This is a genomic window from Paraburkholderia sp. 35.1, assembly GCF_050436525.1.
GTDB lineage: Bacteria > Pseudomonadota > Gammaproteobacteria > Burkholderiales > Burkholderiaceae > Paraburkholderia > Paraburkholderia tuberum.
Genome location: NZ_JBNDMJ010000002.1, coordinates 1,827,662 through 1,849,038, shown reverse-complemented (window position 1 = coordinate 1,849,038; position 21,377 = coordinate 1,827,662). Strand labels below are relative to the sequence as shown.

Below are 21,377 nucleotides of genomic sequence, written 5' to 3'. Positions count from 1 at the left end.
GGATCAATAGAAATCTTTTCCCCGCATTAACGCACCCACACACGTTCTGAATAGTTAATTCGACCGCAAACCGTTAAAACCGTCACCGATCTCACGCGCAAAAAAGACTGCCTTGATCAAAGGAGTTTCTCTTGCTTTGCTCCGCACTCCGCCTGCGTAGTCGTGCCGTATCGCTTCTGATCACCGGTTTGCCGCTCCTGCTTGCCGCCTGCAACGAGCGGTCGCAGACTCCCACCGCCGCGTCGATGCCACCGGTTCCCGTGCTGGTCGAAACGGTTTCCACCACCCCTGTCGCCGATATCGTCGAGTTGCCTGGCCGCATCGAGGCCGTGCGCACCGCCGAGATTCGCGCGCGCGTCGACGGCATCGTCCAGCGCACGCTCTATCGGGAAGGCACGGACCTGCCGGCCAACGCCCCACTCTTCCAGATCGACGCGAGCGACTATCGCGCGCAGTTGCAGCAGGCGCAGGCCGCGCTCACGCGCGCGACCGCCGTGCGCGACAACGCGGCGTCGGTGGTGGACCGGTTCAAGCCACTCGTCGGCCGTCATGCGGTCAGCGCGCAGGAATACGACGCCGCGCTCGCGACGATGCAGCAGGCGCAGGCCAATGTCTCCGATGCGCAAGCTGCGGTTTCGCTTGCGCAACTGCGGCTCGATCGCTGCATCGTACGCACGCCGATCGCCGGACGCGCGGGCCGCGCGCTCGTCACCGAAGGCGCGCTCGTCAGCGCGGGTGCGGCCACGCTGCTCACGCAGGTCAATCAACTGACGCCGATCAACGCGGTGTTCACGCAGTCGAATACCGCAATGCTCGACGTCGAGCAGGAGATCCAGTCGGGCGCGCGCAAGCCGACCAGCATGAAGCACGTCGAGGTGCAACTGATCCTTGCCAACGGCCAGCTCTACAACGAGCGCGGTTTTCTGGACTTCGCCGATCTCGTCGTCGATCCGTCGACCGGTACGCAGACGGTGCGCGCGCAGTTCGCGAATCCGGACCGCACGCTGTTGCCGGGACAGTTCGTGCGCGGGCGCATCATCGCGGCGGGCAATGTGCGGGGCATCCGTATTCCCGAGCGCGCGGTGCAGATCGACCACGGCATTGCAAGCGTCGCGTTGGTCGCCGACGACGGCACCGTGGTCCGCCGCAATATCGATCTCGGCGAGCAGGGCGAAGGACGCTGGACCGTGCGCGACGGTCTGAAGCCCGGCGAGCGCCTGATCGTCGATGGCTGGCAGAAGGTGCAGCCCGGTCAACGGGTCGACGCGCGGCCCGCCCCCGATGCGTCGCCAGCGGCGCATTCGGCCGCGTCCCCTGCTCCCGCTTCGACCGCGCACTGACGGGCTCGCCGATGAATCGATTCTTCGTCGCCCGGCCGGTCTTCGCGTGGGTCATCGCCCTTTTCATCGTGCTGTTCGGCTCGATCGCGCTCGCGCTGCTGCCGGTCGAGCAGTACCCCGACGTCGCTCCGCCGTCGCTCACCATCAGCGCGGTCTACAGCGGCGCGGACGCGAGCACGCTCGAGCGTACCGTCACGTCGATCGTCGAAGACGAGCTGAACGGCATCGAGAATTTCCTGTACATGTCGTCGGTGAGCCGCTCGAACGGCACGATGCAGATCACCGTGGTGCTAAAGCCCGGCACCGATCTCGACATCGCGCGCACTCAGGTGCAGGACCGTCTGAGCCGCGTCGAACCGCGCCTGCCGCTCGAAGTCCGTCAGATCGGCTTGAGCGTGACGAAGGCGTCGTCGGGCTTTCTGATGCTGCTTGCACTGCAGGCGACCGACGGCACCACCGACGCCGTCGCGATGGGCAACTTCGCGTCGAACAACATCGTCAACGAGCTGCGCCGTATCGACGGCGTCGGCGACGTGCAGCTGTTCGGCTCGTCGTACGCGATGCGGATCTGGCTCGATCCGCGCAAGCTCGCGGGCTTTGGGCTGTCGGCCAGCGAGGTGCTGCAGGCGATCCAGGAGCAGAACAGCCAGACCGCGGGCGGCAGCCTCGGCGATCAGCCGATCGCGCCGGGCTCCGAGTTCACCGCGCAGATCGTCACGCAAAGCCGCTTCACGACGCCCGAGCAGTTCCGCGAAATCATCGTGCACGCGAATCCGGATGGCTCGACCGTGCGGGTGGGCGACGTCGCGCGCGTCGAGCTCGGCAACGACAGCTACGGCAACCGCCTGACCGTCAACGGCAAGGCGTCGGCCGGGATCGCGATCCAGCTCGCGAGCGGCGCGAACGCGCTCGCAGTCGCCAACGCGGTGCGCCAGCGCATGGCCGAATTGCAGCCGATCTTCCCGCGCGGCGTCGCGTGGACCGTGCCGTTCGACACCACGCCGTTCATCACGACCTCGGTGCATGGCGTGATCCGCACGATGGTCGAGGCGCTGTTGCTCGTGACGGTCGTGGTGTTCCTGTTCCTGCAGGACTGGCGCGCGACCGTGATCCCGACGATCGTGGTGCCGATCGCGTTGATCGGCACGTGCGCGGGGCTCTACCTGTTCGGGCTGTCGATCAATATTCTGTCGCTGTTCGGCATGGTGGTCGCGATCGGTATCCTCAACGACGACGCGATCGTCGTCGTCGAAAACGTCGCGCGCATCATGCGCGAGGAAGGGCTCGGCGCGCCGCGCGCAACGGTGAAGGCGATCGGGCAGATATCGGGCGCGGCGATCGCGAGTACGCTGGTGCTCGTCGCGGTGTTCATTCCGATGGCGTTTTTTCCGGGCTCGACGGGCGGCATCTACCGGCAGTTTTCGGTCACGCTCGCGGTGTCGATCCTGCTGTCGACGATGTTGGCGCTGACACTCGGCGCGGCGTTGTGCGCGGCGCTGTTGCGCAGCGAGGCGGCCGCCAAAGAGCGGCCGAAGAACGCGGCTTCGCGTCTGCTGCATCGCGTGTTCGACGGCTTCAATCGTGGGCTCGACGCGGGCACCACACGCTATATCGTGGGCGTCGATGCGATGCTGCGCTCGCCGCTGCGCTGGCTGCTGGTGTTCGTCGCGGCCTGCGCGATCACCGTGTTTTTCTTCACGCGGCTGCCGACGGGCTTTCTGCCGACCGAGGACCAGGGGCATATCTTCATTACGTATACCGGCCCGCCGGGTTCGACCGACCAGCGCACGCAGCACGCGATCGACCAGGTCGAGGCGTTTCTGCGAACCCAGCCGCAAGTGCGCAACGTCGCGTCCGTGACGGGCTTCAGCTTCTTTGGCCAAGGGCAATCGGCGGCTCTGTCGTTCGTCGATCTGAAGCCGTGGGACGAGCGCTCGGGCGAGGCCAATTCGGCGAGCGCGCTGGTGCGTCGCGCGAATGCGGCGTTTCGGCAGATTCCCGAGGCGATCATTTTTGCGCTCGACCCGCCGCCGATTCCGTCGCTCGGCAACGCGACCGGCTTCACGATGAAGATCCAGGATCGCAGCGGCATCGGCGGCGAAGCGCTGCAACAGGCCGCGCGGCGGATGATGATCGAGGCGTCGCAAAGCCCCCTTCTCACGGGCGTGCGCGCCGAGGGCATGCCGGAAGCGCCGCAACTGTATGTCGACATCGACCGCGTGAAGGCGCGCGCATTAGGCCTGCAAATCGGTCAGGTCAACCAGGCGCTTGCGCTGACGTTCGGCTCGAACTACGTGAACGACTTCGTGTTCGAGGGCAACGTGCTGCGCGTGCTGTTGCAGGCGGACGCCGAGCAACGCATGCGTGCCGAGGACGTGACTTCGCTGCGCTTGCGCAATAACCGCGGCGAGATGGTGCCGTTCTCGGCGTTCACGCGCGTGCGCTGGATTTCCGGACCGCAGCAGCTCGAACGCTATAACGGCTTTCCGTCCGCGACGCTGTCGGGTCAGGCCGCGCCCGGCCGCTCGAGCGGCGCGGCGATCGCCGAGATGGAGCGCATCGCGTCGCACGTGTTGACCGGCAACCTGACTTACGAATGGACCGGCACCGCGCTCGAGGAAAAACAGGCGAGCGGCCAGATCGGCATGCTGCTCGGGCTGTCGCTCGTGGTCGTGTTCCTGTTGCTCGCGGCGCTGTACGAGAGCTGGGCGATTCCGGTCGCGGTGTTGCTGATCATCCCGTTCGGCGTGATCGGCGCGGTACTGTTGACGATGCTGCGGGGACTGTCCGCGGACGTGTATTTCAACATCGGCCTCGTGACGATCATCGGCCTTGCCGCGAAGAACGCCATTCTGATCGTCGAATTTGCGATCAAGGAGGAATCCGAAGGAAGGGACGCGCTAGCCGCCGCCAAAAGCGGCGCACAGCAGCGTCTGCGCCCGATTCTGATGACGAGCGTCACGTTCGTGTTGGGCATGCTGCCGCTCGTGCTCGCGACCGGCGCGGGCGCGGCGAGCCGCCGCGCGGTCGGCACCGGCGTGATGGGCAGCATGCTGACCGCGACGATGTTCGGCGTCTTCTTTACGCCGCTGTTCTATGTCGCCGCGCGACGCTGGCTGAGCCGCAAGAAACGCAGCACCGATCTCGACGATGACGATCTGCCGACAGCCATGCCGCGCGATTCGGGTGGAGGGCAGCGCGATGCGTAAATGCCTTCATGTGCGCCTGGTGCTGCCCCTCTTCTGCTGCTCGCTCGCCGCCTGCAACTTTGCGCCGAACTATCAGCAGCCCCAATTGCCGATCGCGGATCGTTTCGACACGACGGAGACCGCCAATCCGGCCGCCGCGCATCTGGCAAGCGAAGTCGACTGGCAGACCTTCTTCGCCGATCCGCAACTGAAGCTGCTGATCGAGGCGGCGCTCGAGCATAACCGCGATCTCGCCGCGTCGATCGCGCGCATCGAGCAGGCGCGCGCGTTTTATCGCATCCAGAACGCCGCGCGTTTGCCGCAGGTCAATGCGAACGCGGGTGCGACCCGCACCAGGGCGCCACTCGGTTCGTTCGATCCCGAGTTCGACAACACGGACATCTCGGTCCAGTTCAACCAGTACAACGTGCAGGCCGCGGTGACGTCGTTCGAACTCGACTTCTGGGGGCGCGTGCGCAACACCAGCGAAGCCGCGCGGCGTCGATATCTGGCCACTGTCGACGCGCAGCACGCGTTCCGTTTGTCACTGATCGGCAATGTCGCGTCGAACTACTACGCGATCCGCTCGGGCGAGGAAGGCATCGAGCTTGCACAACAGACGCTCGACAGTCGGCGCTACGCGCTGGAAGTCGCGAAGATGCGGCTCGACGCGGGCGTCACGTCGATGGTCGATTATGACCAGGCGGCCATTCTGGTCACGCAGGCACAGACGCAGCTGGCCGAGCTGCAACGGACCACCGCGCAGCAGCGCCATCTGCTCGAGGTGCTGATCGGCGGCCCGCTCAGCGGGTCGCTACCGCCGGCGCCGCCGATCGCCGACGCCGCGCAGTTCCGCGAGCTCGATGCGGGCCTGCCCTCCGCACTGCTGATCGACCGGCCGGACATCCAGCAGGCCGAGCAGCAACTGCGCGCAGCCAATGCCGACATCGGCGCCGCTCGCGCGGACTTTTTTCCACGCATCGCGCTGACGGGTAGCTTCGGATATGTGTCGCCCGAACTCGGCGATCTGTTCGTGCCGGCCAAGCAGGCATGGTCGTTCGGCGCGCTGGTCGGCATGCCGATCTTCGATGCGGGACAGCGCCAGGCGCAACTATCGCAGGCGCGCGCGCGACGCGACGAACTGGTCGCCGATTATCAGCGCACGGTGCAGAACGCGTTTCGTGAAGTGTCCGACGCATTGGTCGCGCGACAACGCTACAAGGAACAGATCGCGGCGCAGGAACAGGCGGTGCAGGCGCAGCGGCAACTCGCCGAAACGGCGGAGCTGCGCTACGAAAACGGGATCTCGATCTATCTCGAGGTGGTGGATGCGCGACGCAATCAGTTTGCCGCCGAGCAGCAGCTGATCCAGCTTCGGGCGACGGCCTTGCAGAACGGGGTGTCGCTTTACGTCGCATTGGGGGGCGGGCCCGACGAGCCGCGGGACGTCTCGCAAAGCACGTCTCACGCTGAGGGGGGCCAACCGTCCAACTGAGGCACGCGCGCCACAGCAGCGCGTCGTGCCCGCCGCCGGCATTGCACCGGCGGGTTCTACTCATCAGCCAAGCGTTACGTCGACCGATGCTTGTTCACCATCGCGCACCACGGTGACAGACACGCTGTCGTCCGCCTGAGCGATCATGCGGCGCAGTTGCTCGACGCCGTGAATCACCTTGCCGTCGACGGCAACGATGATGTCGCCCGCCTGAATGCCGGCTTCGGCGGCCGGACCGGTGGACTGCTGCACCACCACGCCGCCCGGCAGCTGCGCTTGCTGCTGTTCGTCCTGAGTCAGCGCACGCACGGCGACGCCGAGACGCGGACGGTTTTGCTGCTGCGGTTGTTCCTGCTGCTCTTCGCGTGGCGCGGCCGACGCCATGTCCGACGCTTGCTGCGCGCCCACCGTCACCGCCAGCTTGCTTTCGCCGCCGTTGCGCCACACGCTGATCGTCGCTTTGCTGCCCGGCGACAGTTGCGCGACCTGACCGATCAATTCGGTCGTGTTACCAATATGCTTGCCGTTCACGCCGACGATCACGTCGCCCTGGCGCAGACCGGCTGCGTGCGCGGGACCATTCGGATCGACCGAGCCGACCAGTGCGCCGCCCGTCGAGTCGAGGCCGAGCGCCTTGGCCTTGTCGGCGCTGAGCGGCTGCACGCCCACGCCGATGCGGCCGCGGCTGACGTGACCGGTACTCACGAGCTGGTCCTTCACGTGCATCGCCGCGTCGATCGGGATGGCGAACGACAGTCCCTGGAAGCCGCCGGTGCGCGAGTAGATCATCGAGTTGATGCCGATCACTTCGCCGTTCAGGTTGAACAGCGGACCGCCCGAGTTGCCCGGGTTGACCGGCACGTCGGTCTGGATGAACGGGATCGGGCTATCGTCGGAGAACGAGCGCGATTTCGCGCTGATGATGCCCGAGGTCACCGTGCTGTCGAAGCCGTAGGGCGAGCCGATCGCCACGACCCATTCGCCGACCTTGCTGCTGTCCGGGTTGCCGATCTTCACGGTCGGCAGATTGGTCGCGTCGATCTTGACGACGGCGACGTCGGTGGCCTTGTCCTTGCCGATCACGCGCGCGTGGAATTCGCGACCGTCGGTGAGCTTCACGGTCACGCTGGTCGCGCCGTCGACGACGTGATTGTTGGTCAGGATGTACCCGTCCTGGCTGATGATGAAACCCGAGCCGAGCGCTTCGCCGCCGCTCTTGCGTTGACCGTTCTCGTCGACCGACGCGGCTTGTTTCACGCCGATATGCACGACCGCCGGGCCATAGCGCGTCACGATGCTGGAGAAGTCCGGTGCCGACGAGCGCGAGCCGACGACATCCGCCGCCGCGTGCAGCGACGACGTCGGGCCCTGCGCGTCGTTCACCGACGCATCGGCATTGCGATGGCTGAGAGCGTACGCGCCGCCGATTGCGAGGACGACGCAGATCGCAGCGCTACCGCGCCAATAGTTTTTGGTGGTCATAGTCAGGGAGTCTTGCGGAGGGTTACGTGGAGGATGCGTAATGTAGTGGCCTCCACTTAAAGCAGACTTAAAGATGGTGTTCGATCAGAATGCGCGCGCAGGCCTTGTTTTAGGCGCTTTTTCCGTGTCGTGCGGCGGCGTCGCTTTATCGTGCCTGACCAGTAATTTCCCCAGGATTGACCCCACCCAAAGCGGTTCCGATAATAACCATATTATGGACTTTTTATCCACAATGTGGACATTGCTTTTTTCTGCACACTTCGCGAGGAATTTCCCATGCCAGAGGCCAATCAATCCGACCTGACGCCCTACCAGCTACCGTTCCCGAAGGAAGCGCAAAAGGAAATCGTCGTGCCCTTCGCGATTCCGACCGACGAACGCGTGTGGGTCCCGCAGGCAGAAAACGTGTCGTTCCGCCCACTGTGCCTGAATGCGTCGCAGGGATACTGGATGAATCTGCTGCGCGTACGCCGCTCGGGCGTGTTGAGTCGGCATCGTCATCCGCAGGCCGTGCACGGCATGGTGCTCAAGGGCCGCTGGCGTTATCTCGAGCATGACTGGGTCGCGACCGAAGGCAGCTACGTGTACGAGCCGCCGGGCGAAACGCATACGTTATATGTGCCCGAGGACGTCGAGGAAATGATCACGTACTTCCAGGTCAACGGCGTGATGTTCTATTGCGATCCGTACGGGAACTACACCGGTTACGAAGACGTATTCACGAAGATCGACATGTGCCGCAAGCACTACGCGGCGGTGGGCCTCGGCGAAGACTACGTCGAGCAGTTCGTCCGGTAAAAGGCCGCGCCAGCCCCAACAGAACCAACAGCCAGGACACCGCAATACCGACAGGCACGGCAACACCATTCCCACACAGCAGGACCCATTGCGCAGGAGACAAACATGCTTCAGAAGTCGCAGCGTCTGAAACGTATCCAGGTGGTCGCCGTCGTCTTTCTGACGGTGGCGGGCATCGTCAATTATCTCGACCGCAGCACGCTGTCGATCGCGAATCATCTGGTCAGCGAGGAATTGCATCTGTCCGCTTCGCAGATGGGGCTGCTGCTGTCCGCGTTCTCGTTGTCGTATGCGTTCGCGCAGTTGCCGGTCGGCGCGCTGCTGGACCGTTTCGGATCGCGCGTGATGCTCGGCCTCGGCATGCTCGTGTGGTCGATCGCCCAGGTCGCGGGCGGCTTCATCCAGACGCTCAATCACTTTCTCACGGCGCGCGTCGTGCTCGGCATCGCCGAGGCGCCGCTGTTTCCTGCCGGCGCCAAAGTCGTCAGCGAATGGTTCGCGGTCCGCGAGCGCGGCACGCCGATCGGCACCTTCATCTCGTCATCCACCATTGCGCCGATGATCGCGCCGCCGCTGCTCACGGTGCTGATGCTTTCCTTCGGATGGCGAACGATGTTCGTCATCATGGGCGTGGCCGGCGTTGTCGTCGCGCTCGCGTGGTACCTCGTCTATCGCAATCGCAGCGAAATCGCGCTGACCGAAGAAGAAACCGCGCATCTGAACGAAGGCGCGACCGGCCAGGAGAATCCGCAGGGCCTCAGCTGGTCCGAATGGGGCGCGCTGTTCAAGCTGCGCAACACGTGGGGCATGATCTTCGGCTTCATGGGCGTGATCTACATGGTGTGGCTCTATCTGACGTGGCTGCCCGGCTATCTGGAGCGTGAGCGTCATCTGAGCATCGCGCACACCGGCTGGCTCGTCGCGATTCCGTATGTGTTCGGCACGATCGGCATGGCGAGCAGCGGCGTGATCGCCGACTATCTGTTGAAGCGCGGCATGGCGCCGATCCGCAGCCGCAAGTGGCCGCTGTGCGTCGGTCTCGTCGGCGCCGCCGCATTCACGGTGCCGGCCGCCTACACACCGAGCACGACGCTCGCGATCGTCTACGTGTCGCTCGCGATGCTGTTCGTGAACCTGTCGAGCGGCAGCGCATGGGCGCTCGTCAGCGTCGCCGCGCCGCGACATCTGGTGGCGTCGCTCGGCAGCATGCAGAACTTCGGTGGTTATCTGGGCGGCTCGTTCGCGCCGGTGATCACCGGCATCGTCGTCGATCGGACGCATTCGTTCGTCAACGCGCTGCTGATCAGCGCGGCCGTCGCGTTCGCGGCGGCGCTCGTCTATCTGTTCGTCGTCCAGGAAGTGGCGCCCGCGCCGCTCGCGAGCTCGATCGAGACCCAACCCACCTGAGGCGGCTTCTCCCATGACATTCCAGAACCAGCTCCTCGAAGGCAAGACCGCGCTCGTGACCGGCGGCTTGTCCGGTATCGGCGCGGCGATCGCCAACACGCTCGCGCAGCTTGGCGCGCACACGGTGGCGGCTGGTTTGCCGCTGCCCGAAGGCACGCCCGATACGCTCGATCGCGAGATTGCGCGCGTCACGCTGGATGTCCGCTCGGGCAACGCCGTCACGGCCGCGGTGAACGCGTTCGAGCGCCTCGACATCGTGGTCAACTGCGCCGGCGTGATCAGCCGCGTCGAAGAACATCGGCTCGACGTGTTCGAACGCGTGATGGATATCAATCTGAACGGCACGATGCGCGTGTGCGCCGCCGCGCGCGACTCGTTGAAGGCGTCGGCGGGCTGCATCGTCAATACGGCGTCGATGCTGAGTTTTTTCGGCGGCGGTCTCGTGCCGGCTTATAGCGCGAGCAAGGGCGCGGTGGCGCAGCTAACGAAGTCACTCGCGATCGCCTATGCCGCCGACGGCATTCGCGTCAATGCGGTTGCGCCGGGCTGGATCGCAACGCCGCTCACCCAGGCGTTGCAGGACGACGATGGCCGCTCGCTGGCGATCCTGGAACGTACGCCGCTGCGTCGCTGGGGCACGCCGGAGGAAGTCGCGCAGGTCGCGGTGTTCCTGTGCTCGCCGGCGGCGTCGTTCATGACGGGCGCAATCGTGCCGGTCGACGGCGGATATCTCGTCGCGTGATCGAGTCGGCGCGTGAAGCGGCGCCGCCGTCGTTTGACGCCATCGATAAAGGCATAATTGCGTACCCCTGCTCTGCCCTACCTCTGTGTGATGTCGAGTTCCGCTTCCAAACCCCGTTCCCACGCCGGCGCCGCCGACCATGATGCTGTCGGGCACGCCGACGACAAAGCCGACTCCAGGGCCGTCGCCGGCGCCGCCGCGTTCTCGAAGTTCATCGCGGTGCTGCAACTGATCGCCGATGCGCCAACGCCGCCCAACGTCGCGAAGCTGAGCGCGGCGAGCGGCTATCCACGCCCGACCGTCCATCGCATCGTCGCGGCTTTGCAGGCTGAAGGGCTGATCGTCGCGAGCGGCAGCGCCAACACCTTCGGCCTCGGACCGCGCCTGATCAACCTTGCGAGCCATAGCTGGGAGCGCTCGGATCTGCGGCTCGCGGCCGTCGATGCGTTGATGGCGTTGCGCGACTTCACATCGGAGACGATCCACCTCGCGGTGCCCAGCCAGGGCGAGATGGTCTACATCGAAAAGCTCGAAAGCCCGCACGCGGTGCGCATGGCATCGCGCATCGGCACGCGCGTGTCGCTGACGTCGAGTTCGGTCGGCAAGGCGTATCTGGCGACACTCAGCGTGGCCGAGCGCGAGGCGCTGCTGAAGAACGCGCCGCTCGAGCGTTTCACCGAGCACACGCTGACCGACCTCGACGCCGTGCGCCGCGAGCTCGACGCGACCGCGCAGCGCGGCTACGCGGAAGACCGCGAGGAGAACGAAGTATCGATCTGCTGCTACGGCGCCGCGATTCGCGGCCCGGACGGCCGCGCGGCCGGCTGCGTGAGCATCAGCATGCCGACCTTCCGCCGCCGCGACGATGTGCAAGCCACTTACATCGAGCCGCTGCTTGCGGCATGCCGCACGATCGCGGCGCGGCTGGGGCCGGCGAGCGGCAGATAGCGGACGATAGTGCGGCCGCGCCCGCCGATAAACTGCTATTCTTGCTGTCGCGCGGCCGCTCTGGCCGCCCGCCGCGTGCAAGCGGCAGACCCCGACAAGCTCCCGGCGGCGCTCACGCGCCCGCCTTCGCAAAGACAGGAATACGCATGTTCGGTTTTCTGCGCGGCTACTTTTCCAACGACCTGGCAATCGACCTCGGTACGTCGAACACGCTGATCTACATGCGCGGCAAGGGCATCGTTCTCGACGAGCCGTCGGTCGTGTCGATCCGCCAGGAAGGCGGGCCGAACGGCAAGAAGATCATCCTCGCCGTGGGCCGCGAAGCGAAGCAGATGCTCGGCAAGGTACCGGGCAACATCGAGGCGATCCGCCCGATGAAAGACGGCGTGATCGCCGATTTCAACATCACCCAGCAGATGATCAAGCGCTTCATCCAGATGGCGCACGAGTCGCGGCTGTTTGCGCCATCGCCGCGCATCATCATCTGCGTGCCGTGCGGTTCGACCCAGGTCGAGCGCCGCGCGATCAAGGAGGCCGCGCATAGCGCGGGCGCCTCGCAGGTCTATCTGATCGAGGAACCGATGGCCGCGGCGACGGGCGCCGGCCTGCCGGTGTCGGATGCCACCGGTTCGATGGTCGTCGATATCGGCGGCGGCACCACCGAGGTCGGCGTGATCTCGCTCGGCGGCATTGTGTACAAAGGCTCGGTGCGCGTCGGCGGCGACAAGTTCGACGACGCCATCGTCAACTACATCCGCCGCAACTACGGCATGCTGATCGGCGAGCAGACCGCCGAGGCGATCAAGAAGGAAATCGGCTCCGCGTTTCCGGGCTCCGAGGTCATGGAGATGGAAGTCAAAGGCCGCAACATGTCCGAGGGCATTCCGCGCAGCTTCACGGTGTCGAGCAACGAAATCCTCGAAGCGCTGACCGATCCGCTGAATCAGATCGTGTCGTCGGTGAAGATCGCACTGGAACAGACGCCGCCGGAACTCGGCGCGGACATCGCCGAGCGCGGCATCACGCTCGCGGGTGGCGGCGCGCTGCTGCGCGATCTCGACCGTCTGCTCGCCGAGGAAACCGGCCTGCCGGTGTTCGTTGCAGAGGCGCCGCTGACCTGCGTCGTACGCGGCTCGGGCATGGCGCTGGAGCGGATCGAGAAGTTCGGCAGCTCGTTTTCCTACGATTGATGCGCGTGCCGAACGCTGAACGATGACGACCCTGCCAGCCTACGAGCCGCCCGCCGACGAAACCGAGCTGCTGTTGAAATGGATTCGCCGCGCGCGCGAATCGCAGATGAGCCATTACGACATGGCGGATCTGCTGTCGGCGCGCGAGCGCCGCATGGGCTGGCTCGTGACCGCGCTGACCGCGTTCGTCGGCACGGCGGTGTTCGCGTCGTTGAGCGCGCCGCCGGTGTCGATCGAGATGCGGATAGTCGTTGGGCTCGTCAGCGTGGCGGCGGCGCTGTCGGCCGCGTTGCAGACGTTCCTGCGCTATGCGGAGCGTGCCGAGAAGCATCGCGCGGCCGGTGCGCGCTACGGCGCGGTGCGTCGGCGGCTCGAAGCGGTGTTTGCCGGTGACGCCGATGCGCGCGAAGCGCACTACCTCACCGGGATCCGTACCGAACTCGACCGTCTCGCCGAAGACTCGCCGAACGTGCCGCCGCGGATCTTCTATCGCACGCAGCGCACATTGCTGGCGGATAGGCCGCGTCGGCGTGATGCGTGAAACAGGCGGCGGGGCGCGCCTTCGCCTTCGCTTTCGTTTCCGTTTCAGATCACAGATCGTCCGCGTTGATACCCAGCTCGGTCGCCATGCGCCGCACGACGGCTTGCAGACGGCTGACTTCATCGGCGAGACGCTTCTGCTCGGCCTTCAGCGCCTCGAATGCCGACAGCGGCACGCTGTCGTCCTCGGCGAGCGCGGACTGCGCGGCTTCGGTGATGCTGAACTCGCCGCACAACAGATGCATCCAGCGATTCTCACGCTCGCCCGCCATGCGCGGCAGCCGGACGACGCGAGGCGGATCGTTCGCGGCCAGTTCGTCGAGGAACGCCTCGACCGACGAAATATCGGCGAAGCCATGCAGGCGCGCGCTGTTCAGGCGCAATTCGGCGGCCGTTTGCGCGCCGCGCAGCAGCAGCGTGGTCAGCAGCGCGATCGACTGTCCCGGCAGCCCGAGCACGCGGTTCATGTTGTGCTCGAAGCGCGGCACGCGGCTGCTGCTGCCCTCGAACACGAGGCTCAGGCGTTTCAGGCCGTCGACGGCGGTCAGCACCTCGGCCTCGGTCGCGCTCATCACCGGCGCGCGGCCGGTCTTCTGATTGCAGCCGAGCGTCAGCGCGTTCAGCGACAACGGATAACTGTCGGGTACCGTGTGCTGTTTTTCGACGAGCACGCCGAGAACACGTCCTTCGAGCGCAGTCAGCGCGCGCAGCGAGGGTCGGGAAGGAGCGTCGGGAGTCGAATTCATGGGATTGCGAGGTCTCGTGGAAGATGCGCGCGCCGTTCGCGGCTGGACGGCGCGTTCTGTCAGGTGGGCACTATGATAAACGCGGCGAGCCCGGCGCGGCGAGCGAATCTACGCTGCCGGCGAAGCGCGCACGCCGGCAAAACCCGCCACATCTGCTAGTGTGAGTTGATCGACATTCTGTTTCGCGGAGACGCCATGCGGTCCACAAGCTCGAGATCGAGCGAATCTGCCCGCCTGACCGACGCGCAGATCGCCGCCGAAGCAGCGCGCCGTCTCGCGTGGGATTCGGCCGTGCCGCCGCGCGCCGTGCGCGTGAAGGTCGCGCGGGGGCGCATCACGCTGTCGGGCGAGCTTCAGCGCGAAGCACAGCGCGCCGCGATGCTCGAAGACGTCACGCGTCTGTTCGGCGTCACCTCAGTCGCGGACCGGACCGTCGTCCGCAAGGGCTGACCTCAGTCAGGCGAGTCAGCTCCCGCCCGCTTGCAGCCGCGCCTTCGAGCAACAGTGTTTCGTCGTGGGCCGAGTGGGCGAACAGCCCGCACTTCAGCGATGACGACCCGCTGTTCAGCACGAGGATCGTCCGTTCCTGATCGTGGTCGTGCATGGGCGCCTCCTCTCTCAGCCTTTCCACGTCCAGTTGCGGATTTCCTCCTTGTCGATCCCTTCCTCGTGCGCATACGCGAGATGCTCGATGATCTGCCCGCGTAGCCACTCCTTCGTATGATCGCCGACGCCGCGCAGCGACGGCACGCGATCGATCGCATCGATCGCCAGCGTGAAGCGGTCGACGCCGTTGATGATCGCGAGTTCGAGCGGGGTATTGATGTTGCCCTTCTCGTTATAGCCATGCACGTGCATGTTTCCGTGATTCTGACGGTTGTACGTGAGCTTGTGCACGAGCGCCGCATACGAGTGGAAGTTGAAGATCACCGGCTTGCTGGTCGTAAACAGCGAATCGAAATCGCGGTCGGACAGTCCATGCGGATGCGCATGCTCGGGCATCAGGCGGAACAGATCGACCACGTTGACGAAGCGGATCTTCAGCGTCGGGCAGCGCTCCTTCAGGATCTGCACGGCGGCGAGCGCTTCCATCGTCGCGATGTCGCCCGCGCACGCGATCACGACGTCCGGCTCGACGCCCTGATCGGTCGACGCCCAGTCCCAGATGCCGATGCCCTTGGTGCAATGCGTGACGGCCGCGTCCATGTCGAGATAGTCCAGGTGCGGCTGCTTGTCGGACACGATCACGTTCACGTAGTCGCGCGAGCGCAGGCAGTGATCGGCAACGCTCAGCAGACAGTTCGCGTCAGGCGGCAGATAGATGCGCACGACGTCCGGGCTCTTGTTGGTGACCACGTCGAGAAAACCGGGGTCCTGGTGCGTGAAACCGTTGTGATCCTGGCGCCACACGATCGACGTGATCAGCAGATTGAGCGACGGCACCGGCTGCCGCCAGCCGAGCTCGCGCTTGGCTTTTTCGAGCCACTTCGCGTGCTGGTTGAACATCGAGTCGATCACGTGCACGAACGCTTCGTAGGTCGCGAAGAGTCCGTGACGGCCGGTCAGCGCATAGCCTTCCAACCAGCCTTCGAGCGTGTGCTCGCTGAGCATTTCCATCACGCGGCCATCGGGCGACAGTTCGCCGCCGTCGGCGTCGCCCGGTTCGAGCGCGGCGAGCCAGGTCTTGCCCGACGCTTCATAGACTGCGTGCAGCTTGTTGCTCGAAGTTTCGTCGGGACCGAACAGCCGGAAGTTCGACATGTTGTTGCGCATCACGTCGCGCAGGAACGTGCCGAGCACCGCGGTCGGCGACGTATACGCCGCCGCCGGTTTCTTCACGGCCACCGCGTAGTCGCGGAACGGCGGCATGTCGAGCATCTTGCACAACAGTCCGCCGTTCGCGTGCGGATTCGCGCTGATGCGGCGCGCGCCCTCGGGCGCGAGCGCGCGCAGTTCTTCGACGAGCCGGCCGTTCGCATCGAACAGCGTTTCGGGACCGTAGCTGCGCAGCCAATCCTCGACGATCTGCAGACTCTTGCGATTGCTCACCGCATCGGCCACCGGCACCTGATGCGAGCGCCACGAGCCTTCCACCTTGTGACCGTCGACTTCCTTTGGCCCGGTCCAGCCCTTCGGCGAGCGCAGCACGATCATCGGCCAGCGCGGCCGCGTCGTGTCGTTGTTCTGCCGCGCATGCTGCTGGATCGCGCGAATTTCGCCGATGCATTGTTCGAGCGTCGCGGCCATCTGCTGATGCATCGTGTCGGGATCGTCGCCTTCGACGAAATACGGCTTGTGCCCGTAGCCGACCATCAATGCTTCGAGCTCCTCACGCGGAATGCGCGCGAGCAGCGTCGGGTTGGCGATCTTGTAGCCGTTCAGATGCAGCACCGGCAGCACCGCGCCGTCGCGGATCGGGTTCAGGAATTTGTTCGAATGCCACGACGTGGCGAGCGGGCCGGTTTCCGCTTCGCCGTCGCCGATCATCACGGTGACGATCAGCTCGGGGTTGTCGAACGCGGCGCCGTAGCCGTGCGACAGGCTGTAGCCGAGTTCGCCCCCTTCGTGAATCGAGCCCGGCGTTTCGGGCGTGCAATGCGAACCGATGCCGCCCGGGAACGAGAATTGCCGAAAAAAGCGCCGCATACCGGCTTCGTCCTCGCTGCGGTCCGGATAAATTTCCGAGTAGTGGCCTTCCAGGTAGCAGTTCGCGAGGCTCGCGGGGGCGCCGTGACCGGGGCCGGACAGAAAGATCACGTCGAGATCGTGTTTGCGGATCAGCCGGTTCAGATGCACGAGCACGAAGCTCTGACCGGCGTCGGAGCCCCAGTGGCCGAGCAGCCGGTTCTTGATGTGCTCGGGCTTCAGCGGTTTGCGCAGCAACGGGTTGTCGCGCAGATAGATCATGCCGACCGACAGGTAATTGCATGCGCGCCAGTAGCGATCGAGGTTGCGCAGCGTATCGGGGTCCAGAACTTGCGGTGGGGTGGGATGCGAGGTTGCTTCGGCCATGGCGTCACTCCTCGAAAAGAACTGTCAGGCTGGTTGGCGGATGATGCGGCGCACTCGAAACGAAGCCGGGCGGTGCGAGTCGAATGTACTAAGCTGCTCAAACGGGGGCGAATGCTTTCCACCCCTCCCAGTATGTCGCGCTGAGTGTGGCATTCGTGGTGCAACTCCTTGCGCTGTCTGCTTTCTTTTCGTGATTTTCTGCCCCAGGTCAATCGCCGCCATGTCGACATCTCCCAGTGCGCTCAAAGTGCTCGTGGTCCTGGTCCTTACGCTCGTGTTCACATTCCTGGCTGTCGCCATACCGATCGGCATATTCGGGCTGCTGGTCAAGCTGTTCAGCCACGTCTAGCACAGCGGCGCGGCTGCCAGCGTGCGAACGCGAGCGCCACGGAATGTGTATGCTCGCTGAAAGACCGGGCGCGGCATTGGCAATGCGCCGCTCATTCATCGCAAGGAGAGTGCCTTGACCGACCACACCGACAACCCGCCCGCATCGCAACCCGATCCCGAATTGCAGGCGCTCGCGCGCGAAGTCTTCGACCTCGCGCGGCGCGGCGATGCGACGATGCTCGCGGCCGTCATCGAGAAAGGCGTGCCGCCGAATTTGCGCAACGAGCGCGGCGACAGCCTGCTGATGCTCGCGAGCTACCACGGCCACGCCGACGCGGTGCGCACGCTGCTCGACCGGGGCGCGGATGCGAACCTGCGCAACGACGCGGGCCAGACGCCGATCGCGGGCGCCGCGTTCAAGGGCTTCGACAAGGTGATCGAAACCTTGCTCGCGCATGGCGCCGACGTCGAAGGCGCATCGCCCGATGGCCGTACCGCGCTGATGATCGCGGCGATGTTCAACCGCACCGCGATCGTCGATCTGCTGCTCGCGCACGGCGCGGACCCGCATGCGCGCGACGCGAACGGCGTCAGCGCGGCCGATGCCGCCGCACGGATGGGCGCGGCCGATACCCAGGCGCGCCTGAAAGCGCTGGGCGCGTGAGCCCGCGATGTCACCCATGAAACGGCGCCCGCACCACGCGCGCGGCGCCGCCTAGTTGTCCTTCGCGCTACGCAACAGCGTGTCCACGTCGAGCTCCGCCAACTCGCCGATCCGCCCGACCGTCACGTCCGCGGGCGGATTGCTCGCGATCTGCTTCGCATCGAACGCATAGTGTCCCTGGCGCGGAAACACGGTGGTCAGCTCCGCGCCCCATGCCTTCTTCATCGCGCTCAGAATTCGCAGCTTGTCGTCGACCATCACGTAATGGCGCGCCGGATAGCATTCCATCACCTGGTCGAGCATCAACTCCTTGTGGATGTAGATCAGCACGCGCCCGTCGACTTCGTCCCACAGGCCCGAGCGCGAAATCTTGCGCGGCTGGAACACGACGTCGCCATCCGACAGGATCACCGTCGGCCCGTGCTTGCCGAGATGCCGCAGCGCGTCGAGCGCACCCGGATAGAGCCGGTTCGCAAACGGATACTCGATCAGGAACGACGACATCAACAGCAGGCGCGTGTCGCGTGGATGCTCGGTCCGGTAGCGCTGCAGCGCGCCGAGGTAGTCGGCGTAACCGAGTTCGGTGCGCAGGTTTTCGAAGATTTCCCAATAGCGCGCACTGTTCTCTTCGCCGAACTGGCCCATCATGTGCGCGCGTAGATCCTGCAGCACGTGATCGTTGTCGAGCAGCGTGTTGTCGCAATCGAACAGAAACACGACGTCGTGCGGCGTGGCGGAGCTGACTGGCATCGGGGTTCCTTGTGGCAAGTTCGGCGGGACGGTTCGGCGGGTCGGCGTGATAGCGCACGCGTGGATGGCCTCGGCTACTTCAGCCCGCCGTCCGGCGCAACGGGTTTTTCCGCGTGGCCGCCGAAATCGTGCCGCATCGCCGACAGCACGCGATTCGCGAAATCGGCTTCTCCGCGTGAACTGAAGCGCGCGAACAGCGCCGCGCTGAGCACCGGCGTCGGCACACCTTCGTCGATGGCCGCCGTGACGGTCCAGCGCCCCTCGCCCGAATCCGATACGCGGCCCGCGTAGCCTTTCAGTTCGGTGTCGCTGGCGAGCGAGCCGGCGATCAGGTCGAGCAGCCACGAGCCGATCACGCTGCCGCGCCGCCAGACCTCGGCGATATCCGCGAGATTCAGATCGTACTGATACAGCTCGGGACGGCGCAGCGGCGACGTCTCCGCATCGGCCTCGCGCGCGTGCCGGCCGGCGTCGGCGTGGCGCAGCACGTTCAGACCCTCGGCGTAGGCGGCCATCAGCCCATACTCGATGCCGTTATGAACCATCTTGACGAAATGCCCCGCGCCTTGCGGGCCGCAATGCAGAAAGCCCTGCTCAGCGGTGCTCGCGCCCGCCGCGCGGCCCGGTGTCGTGCTCTGCGTGCCCGCGCCGGGCGCCAACGTCGAGAAGATCGGTTCGAGCCGTTTGACGACCTCAGCCTCGCCGCCGATCATCAGGCAGTAGCCGCGCTCGCGCCCCGCGACGCCGCCGCTCGTGCCGACGTCCACGTAGTGAAGCTGGCGCGCGCCGAGTTGCTGGCCGCGGCGGATGTCGTCGTGGTAGTAGGAGTTGCCGCCGTCGATCACGACATCGCCCGGCTCGAGCAGCGGCACGAGCTTGTCGAGCGTCGCGTCGACCACGGCGGCGGGCACCATCAGCCACACGGCGCGCGGCTTGTCGAGCTTCGCGACGAGGTCTTCGAGCGAGCTCGCGCCGGCCACGCCTTCCTGCTTCAGCCTGTCGACCGCCGCCGGCTGCACGTCGTAGACGATGCACTGCTGAGCTCCCCTGGTCAGGCGCCGCACCATGTCGGCGCCCATTCGTCCCAATCCAATCATGCCTAGCTGCATGGTTCGCTCCTAAAGATGCTGCGTTGCGCTGCCCGATTTTCCGGTCATCGTGTTGCGGCGGCGTGGCTGCCCTTAAGCATAGGCGCTGTGTCGCGAGCTACGCCGCATGTACCGAAGCAAGCCGCACTTTTTTGCAGAGGCGCAGCGCGGCTCAAAGTTCCACGCAACTGGAGGCGCGCCGCATCCGCGCGAAAGCGAACGCGGCGGGCTCACGTGTCATTCGCTACGCTCGGGCACGCGGCTGCCGCGGCGGGCGGCCAGCTTCGCGTATTGCTCGGCCGCGACGCGCTTGACCGCGCGCCACATCAGCGGATAGCGATAGCCGGGCACCGCGAACAGCACCAGCGCGCCCAGCGCCAGCAGTCCGCAGAACAGGAACGTGCCGCGATAGCTGAACGCCTGCACGAGCAGCCCCGACAGCACGCCCGACAGGATCGAGCCGACCCGCGCCGCATTGAAGAACAGCGCGGTCGCACGCCCGGGCGAATGCGGCATCAGATCCTGCACGTAGGTCATGCCGAGGCACGAGGTCACGGCGACCACGAACGCGTTCAGCATCTGCATCGGGATCAGCACGCTGACGTTGCCGGCCAGCGACATCGCGACGAAGTACACCGCATGCACGGCCGCGCACGCGGCAAGCCAGTTCGGCTTGTGCAGCGACGACGACTTCGCGCCGAGCGCGAGCATCATCGGGATCTCGGTCAGCGCGCCGAGACCGAGCATCACCGACACGTCGAGATGCGTGCCGTTGAGCCCGTGCACGATGTACAGCGGCAGTACGATCATCGTCGCGTTCGCGGCGAGGCCGAGCAAGGTCAGCGCGGTCACCGAGCGCAGGATGTCGTTCGCCGACGCGACCGGCAGTGTTTCGTGCGCGTCCTCGCCGGGCTGCCTCAGCGGCGGCACCGTGATCGACGCGGACGGCTCCGACGCGGTGTCCTCGACCGTGTGATCGCCGAGATGGCTCTGCGGCTCCTGCATGCGCCAGACGATGAAGCCGCAGGTCGCGAAGCTGGCGGCCGCGAACAGGAAGAGTCCGGTGAAGCTCGTCGCGGCGAGCACCAGCGCGCCGACCGCCGGCCCGAACACCCATGCGGCCGAGAGGATCGTACGCAGCGTCGCGCTCGCGAACACGCGCTCGGCAGGGTCGGGCACCGGCAGCGCCGCGCGGCTGAACGAGAACACCATCGAAATCGCCGAACCGCCCGCGCCGATGAACACGATGCCGACCACGAGCAGCAGCCGGTAATCGCGCACCACGCACAGACACAGGTAGCCGAGCGCGGCTGCGATGAGCGCCGCCAGCAATAACGGTCGATGCCGCCCGCTCCGGTCGCTCCAGCGCCCCGCCGCCGTGCTCGCGAGCACGCCGCTCGCGGCGATCAGCGTCATGAATACGCCGAGCCGGAACGGCGTCATGCCGGCGCGTTCGATGCCGAACAGAGACAGATACGGTGCGGTGAAGGACATCGCCACACCGAGCATCAGGGTGGCGGCGGCGAGCGGCTTGAAGCCAGGAATGCGAAGCAGGTCGAAAAAACGCGCAGTTTTCAACACGGGGACGGTGGGTCAGGTGGAGCGGGCCTCGATACGCAGCGAAGCGCTCGAAGGCACGTTAGGCGTCGCAGGCAGG

The 21,377-nt window shown here is 65.7% G+C and carries 18 protein-coding genes; 12 read left to right on the top strand and 6 right to left on the bottom strand.

Annotated elements, in window-relative coordinates:
- Positions 1-131 precede the first annotated feature (131 nt).
- The 3 genes from OKW27_RS14505 to OKW27_RS14495 are packed head-to-tail and all read left to right on the top strand — an operon-like array spanning position 132 to position 6,023.
- Positions 132-1,340: an efflux RND transporter periplasmic adaptor subunit gene (locus OKW27_RS14505; protein WP_429333892.1), complete on the top strand. Its 1,209-nt coding sequence runs from the start codon at positions 132-134 to the stop codon at positions 1,338-1,340.
- An 11-nt stretch (positions 1,341-1,351) separates the two neighbouring features.
- On the top strand, positions 1,352-4,549 hold the full coding sequence (locus OKW27_RS14500) for a multidrug efflux RND transporter permease subunit (RefSeq protein WP_429333891.1): 3,198 nt from the start codon (positions 1,352-1,354) through the stop codon (positions 4,547-4,549).
- Entirely contained in the window at positions 4,542-6,023 is a 1,482-nt protein-coding gene (locus tag OKW27_RS14495; RefSeq protein ID WP_429333890.1) for an efflux transporter outer membrane subunit, read from the top strand. Before OKW27_RS14500 ends, OKW27_RS14495 begins: the two co-directional genes overlap by 8 nt.
- 63 nt (positions 6,024-6,086) lie before the next feature.
- Here OKW27_RS14495 and OKW27_RS14490 read toward each other — a convergent pair whose 3' ends face one another.
- Entirely contained in the window at positions 6,087-7,505 is a 1,419-nt protein-coding gene (locus OKW27_RS14490; RefSeq protein ID WP_090809983.1) for a trypsin-like peptidase domain-containing protein, read from the bottom strand.
- Positions 7,506-7,781: 276 nt separating this feature from the next.
- Between OKW27_RS14490 and OKW27_RS14485 the strand changes: the two genes are divergently transcribed.
- The 6 genes from OKW27_RS14485 (at position 7,782) to OKW27_RS14460 (ending at position 13,131) form a co-directional block, all read left to right on the top strand.
- A complete protein-coding gene (locus tag OKW27_RS14485) occupies positions 7,782-8,303 on the top strand; it encodes a 2,4'-dihydroxyacetophenone dioxygenase family protein (RefSeq protein ID WP_090809981.1) in 522 nt (173 codons plus the stop codon).
- A 105-nt stretch (positions 8,304-8,408) separates the two neighbouring features.
- Positions 8,409-9,710: an MFS transporter gene (locus tag OKW27_RS14480; RefSeq protein WP_429333889.1), complete on the top strand. Its 1,302-nt coding sequence runs from the start codon at positions 8,409-8,411 to the stop codon at positions 9,708-9,710.
- Positions 9,711-9,723: 13 nt separating this feature from the next.
- Positions 9,724-10,452, top strand: coding sequence for an SDR family NAD(P)-dependent oxidoreductase (locus OKW27_RS14475; protein ID WP_429333888.1), 729 nt, complete (start codon positions 9,724-9,726; stop codon positions 10,450-10,452).
- Positions 10,453-10,542: 90 nt separating this feature from the next.
- On the top strand, positions 10,543-11,400 hold the full coding sequence (locus OKW27_RS14470) for an IclR family transcriptional regulator (protein ID WP_429334599.1): 858 nt from the start codon (positions 10,543-10,545) through the stop codon (positions 11,398-11,400).
- A gap of 146 nt (positions 11,401-11,546) precedes the next feature.
- Positions 11,547-12,590: a rod shape-determining protein gene (locus OKW27_RS14465; RefSeq protein WP_013091688.1), complete on the top strand. Its 1,044-nt coding sequence runs from the start codon at positions 11,547-11,549 to the stop codon at positions 12,588-12,590.
- A 22-nt stretch (positions 12,591-12,612) separates the two neighbouring features.
- On the top strand, positions 12,613-13,131 hold the full coding sequence (locus tag OKW27_RS14460) for an SLATT domain-containing protein (protein WP_429333887.1): 519 nt from the start codon (positions 12,613-12,615) through the stop codon (positions 13,129-13,131).
- Positions 13,132-13,180: 49 nt separating this feature from the next.
- Here OKW27_RS14460 and OKW27_RS14455 read toward each other — a convergent pair whose 3' ends face one another.
- Complete coding sequence (locus OKW27_RS14455) at positions 13,181-13,876, bottom strand: YceH family protein (RefSeq protein ID WP_429333886.1); 696 nt, start codon at positions 13,874-13,876, stop codon at positions 13,181-13,183.
- Positions 13,877-14,071: 195 nt separating this feature from the next.
- Between OKW27_RS14455 and OKW27_RS14450 the strand changes: the two genes are divergently transcribed.
- Entirely contained in the window at positions 14,072-14,326 is a 255-nt protein-coding gene (locus OKW27_RS14450) for a BON domain-containing protein (RefSeq protein WP_184035143.1), read from the top strand.
- A 168-nt stretch (positions 14,327-14,494) separates the two neighbouring features.
- Here OKW27_RS14450 and OKW27_RS14445 read toward each other — a convergent pair whose 3' ends face one another.
- Positions 14,495-16,888, bottom strand: a complete 2,394-nt coding sequence (locus OKW27_RS14445) for a phosphoketolase family protein (RefSeq protein WP_090809969.1) — start codon at positions 16,886-16,888, stop codon at positions 14,495-14,497.
- Positions 16,889-17,108: 220 nt separating this feature from the next.
- Between OKW27_RS14445 and OKW27_RS14440 the strand changes: the two genes are divergently transcribed.
- Both OKW27_RS14440 and OKW27_RS14435 read left to right on the top strand, forming a co-directional pair.
- On the top strand, positions 17,109-17,237 hold the full coding sequence (locus tag OKW27_RS14440) for a hypothetical protein (protein WP_262419862.1): 129 nt from the start codon (positions 17,109-17,111) through the stop codon (positions 17,235-17,237).
- Positions 17,238-17,351: 114 nt separating this feature from the next.
- Complete coding sequence (locus OKW27_RS14435) at positions 17,352-17,882, top strand: ankyrin repeat domain-containing protein (RefSeq protein WP_090809966.1); 531 nt, start codon at positions 17,352-17,354, stop codon at positions 17,880-17,882.
- A 51-nt stretch (positions 17,883-17,933) separates the two neighbouring features.
- Here the strand turns inward: OKW27_RS14435 and OKW27_RS14430 are convergent, their stop codons facing one another.
- From OKW27_RS14430 to OKW27_RS14420, 3 genes are all read right to left on the bottom strand, one after another.
- Entirely contained in the window at positions 17,934-18,632 is a 699-nt protein-coding gene (locus OKW27_RS14430; protein ID WP_429333885.1) for an HAD family hydrolase, read from the bottom strand.
- A gap of 74 nt (positions 18,633-18,706) precedes the next feature.
- Positions 18,707-19,741 (bottom strand): phosphogluconate dehydrogenase (NAD(+)-dependent, decarboxylating), encoded by a 1,035-nt coding sequence (gnd, locus tag OKW27_RS14425; RefSeq protein ID WP_429333884.1) that lies wholly within the window; start codon positions 19,739-19,741, stop codon positions 18,707-18,709.
- Between the two features lie 216 nt (positions 19,742-19,957).
- Positions 19,958-21,301, bottom strand: coding sequence for a sugar efflux transporter (locus tag OKW27_RS14420; RefSeq protein ID WP_429333883.1), 1,344 nt, complete (start codon positions 21,299-21,301; stop codon positions 19,958-19,960).
- Positions 21,302-21,377: the final 76 nt, after the last annotated feature.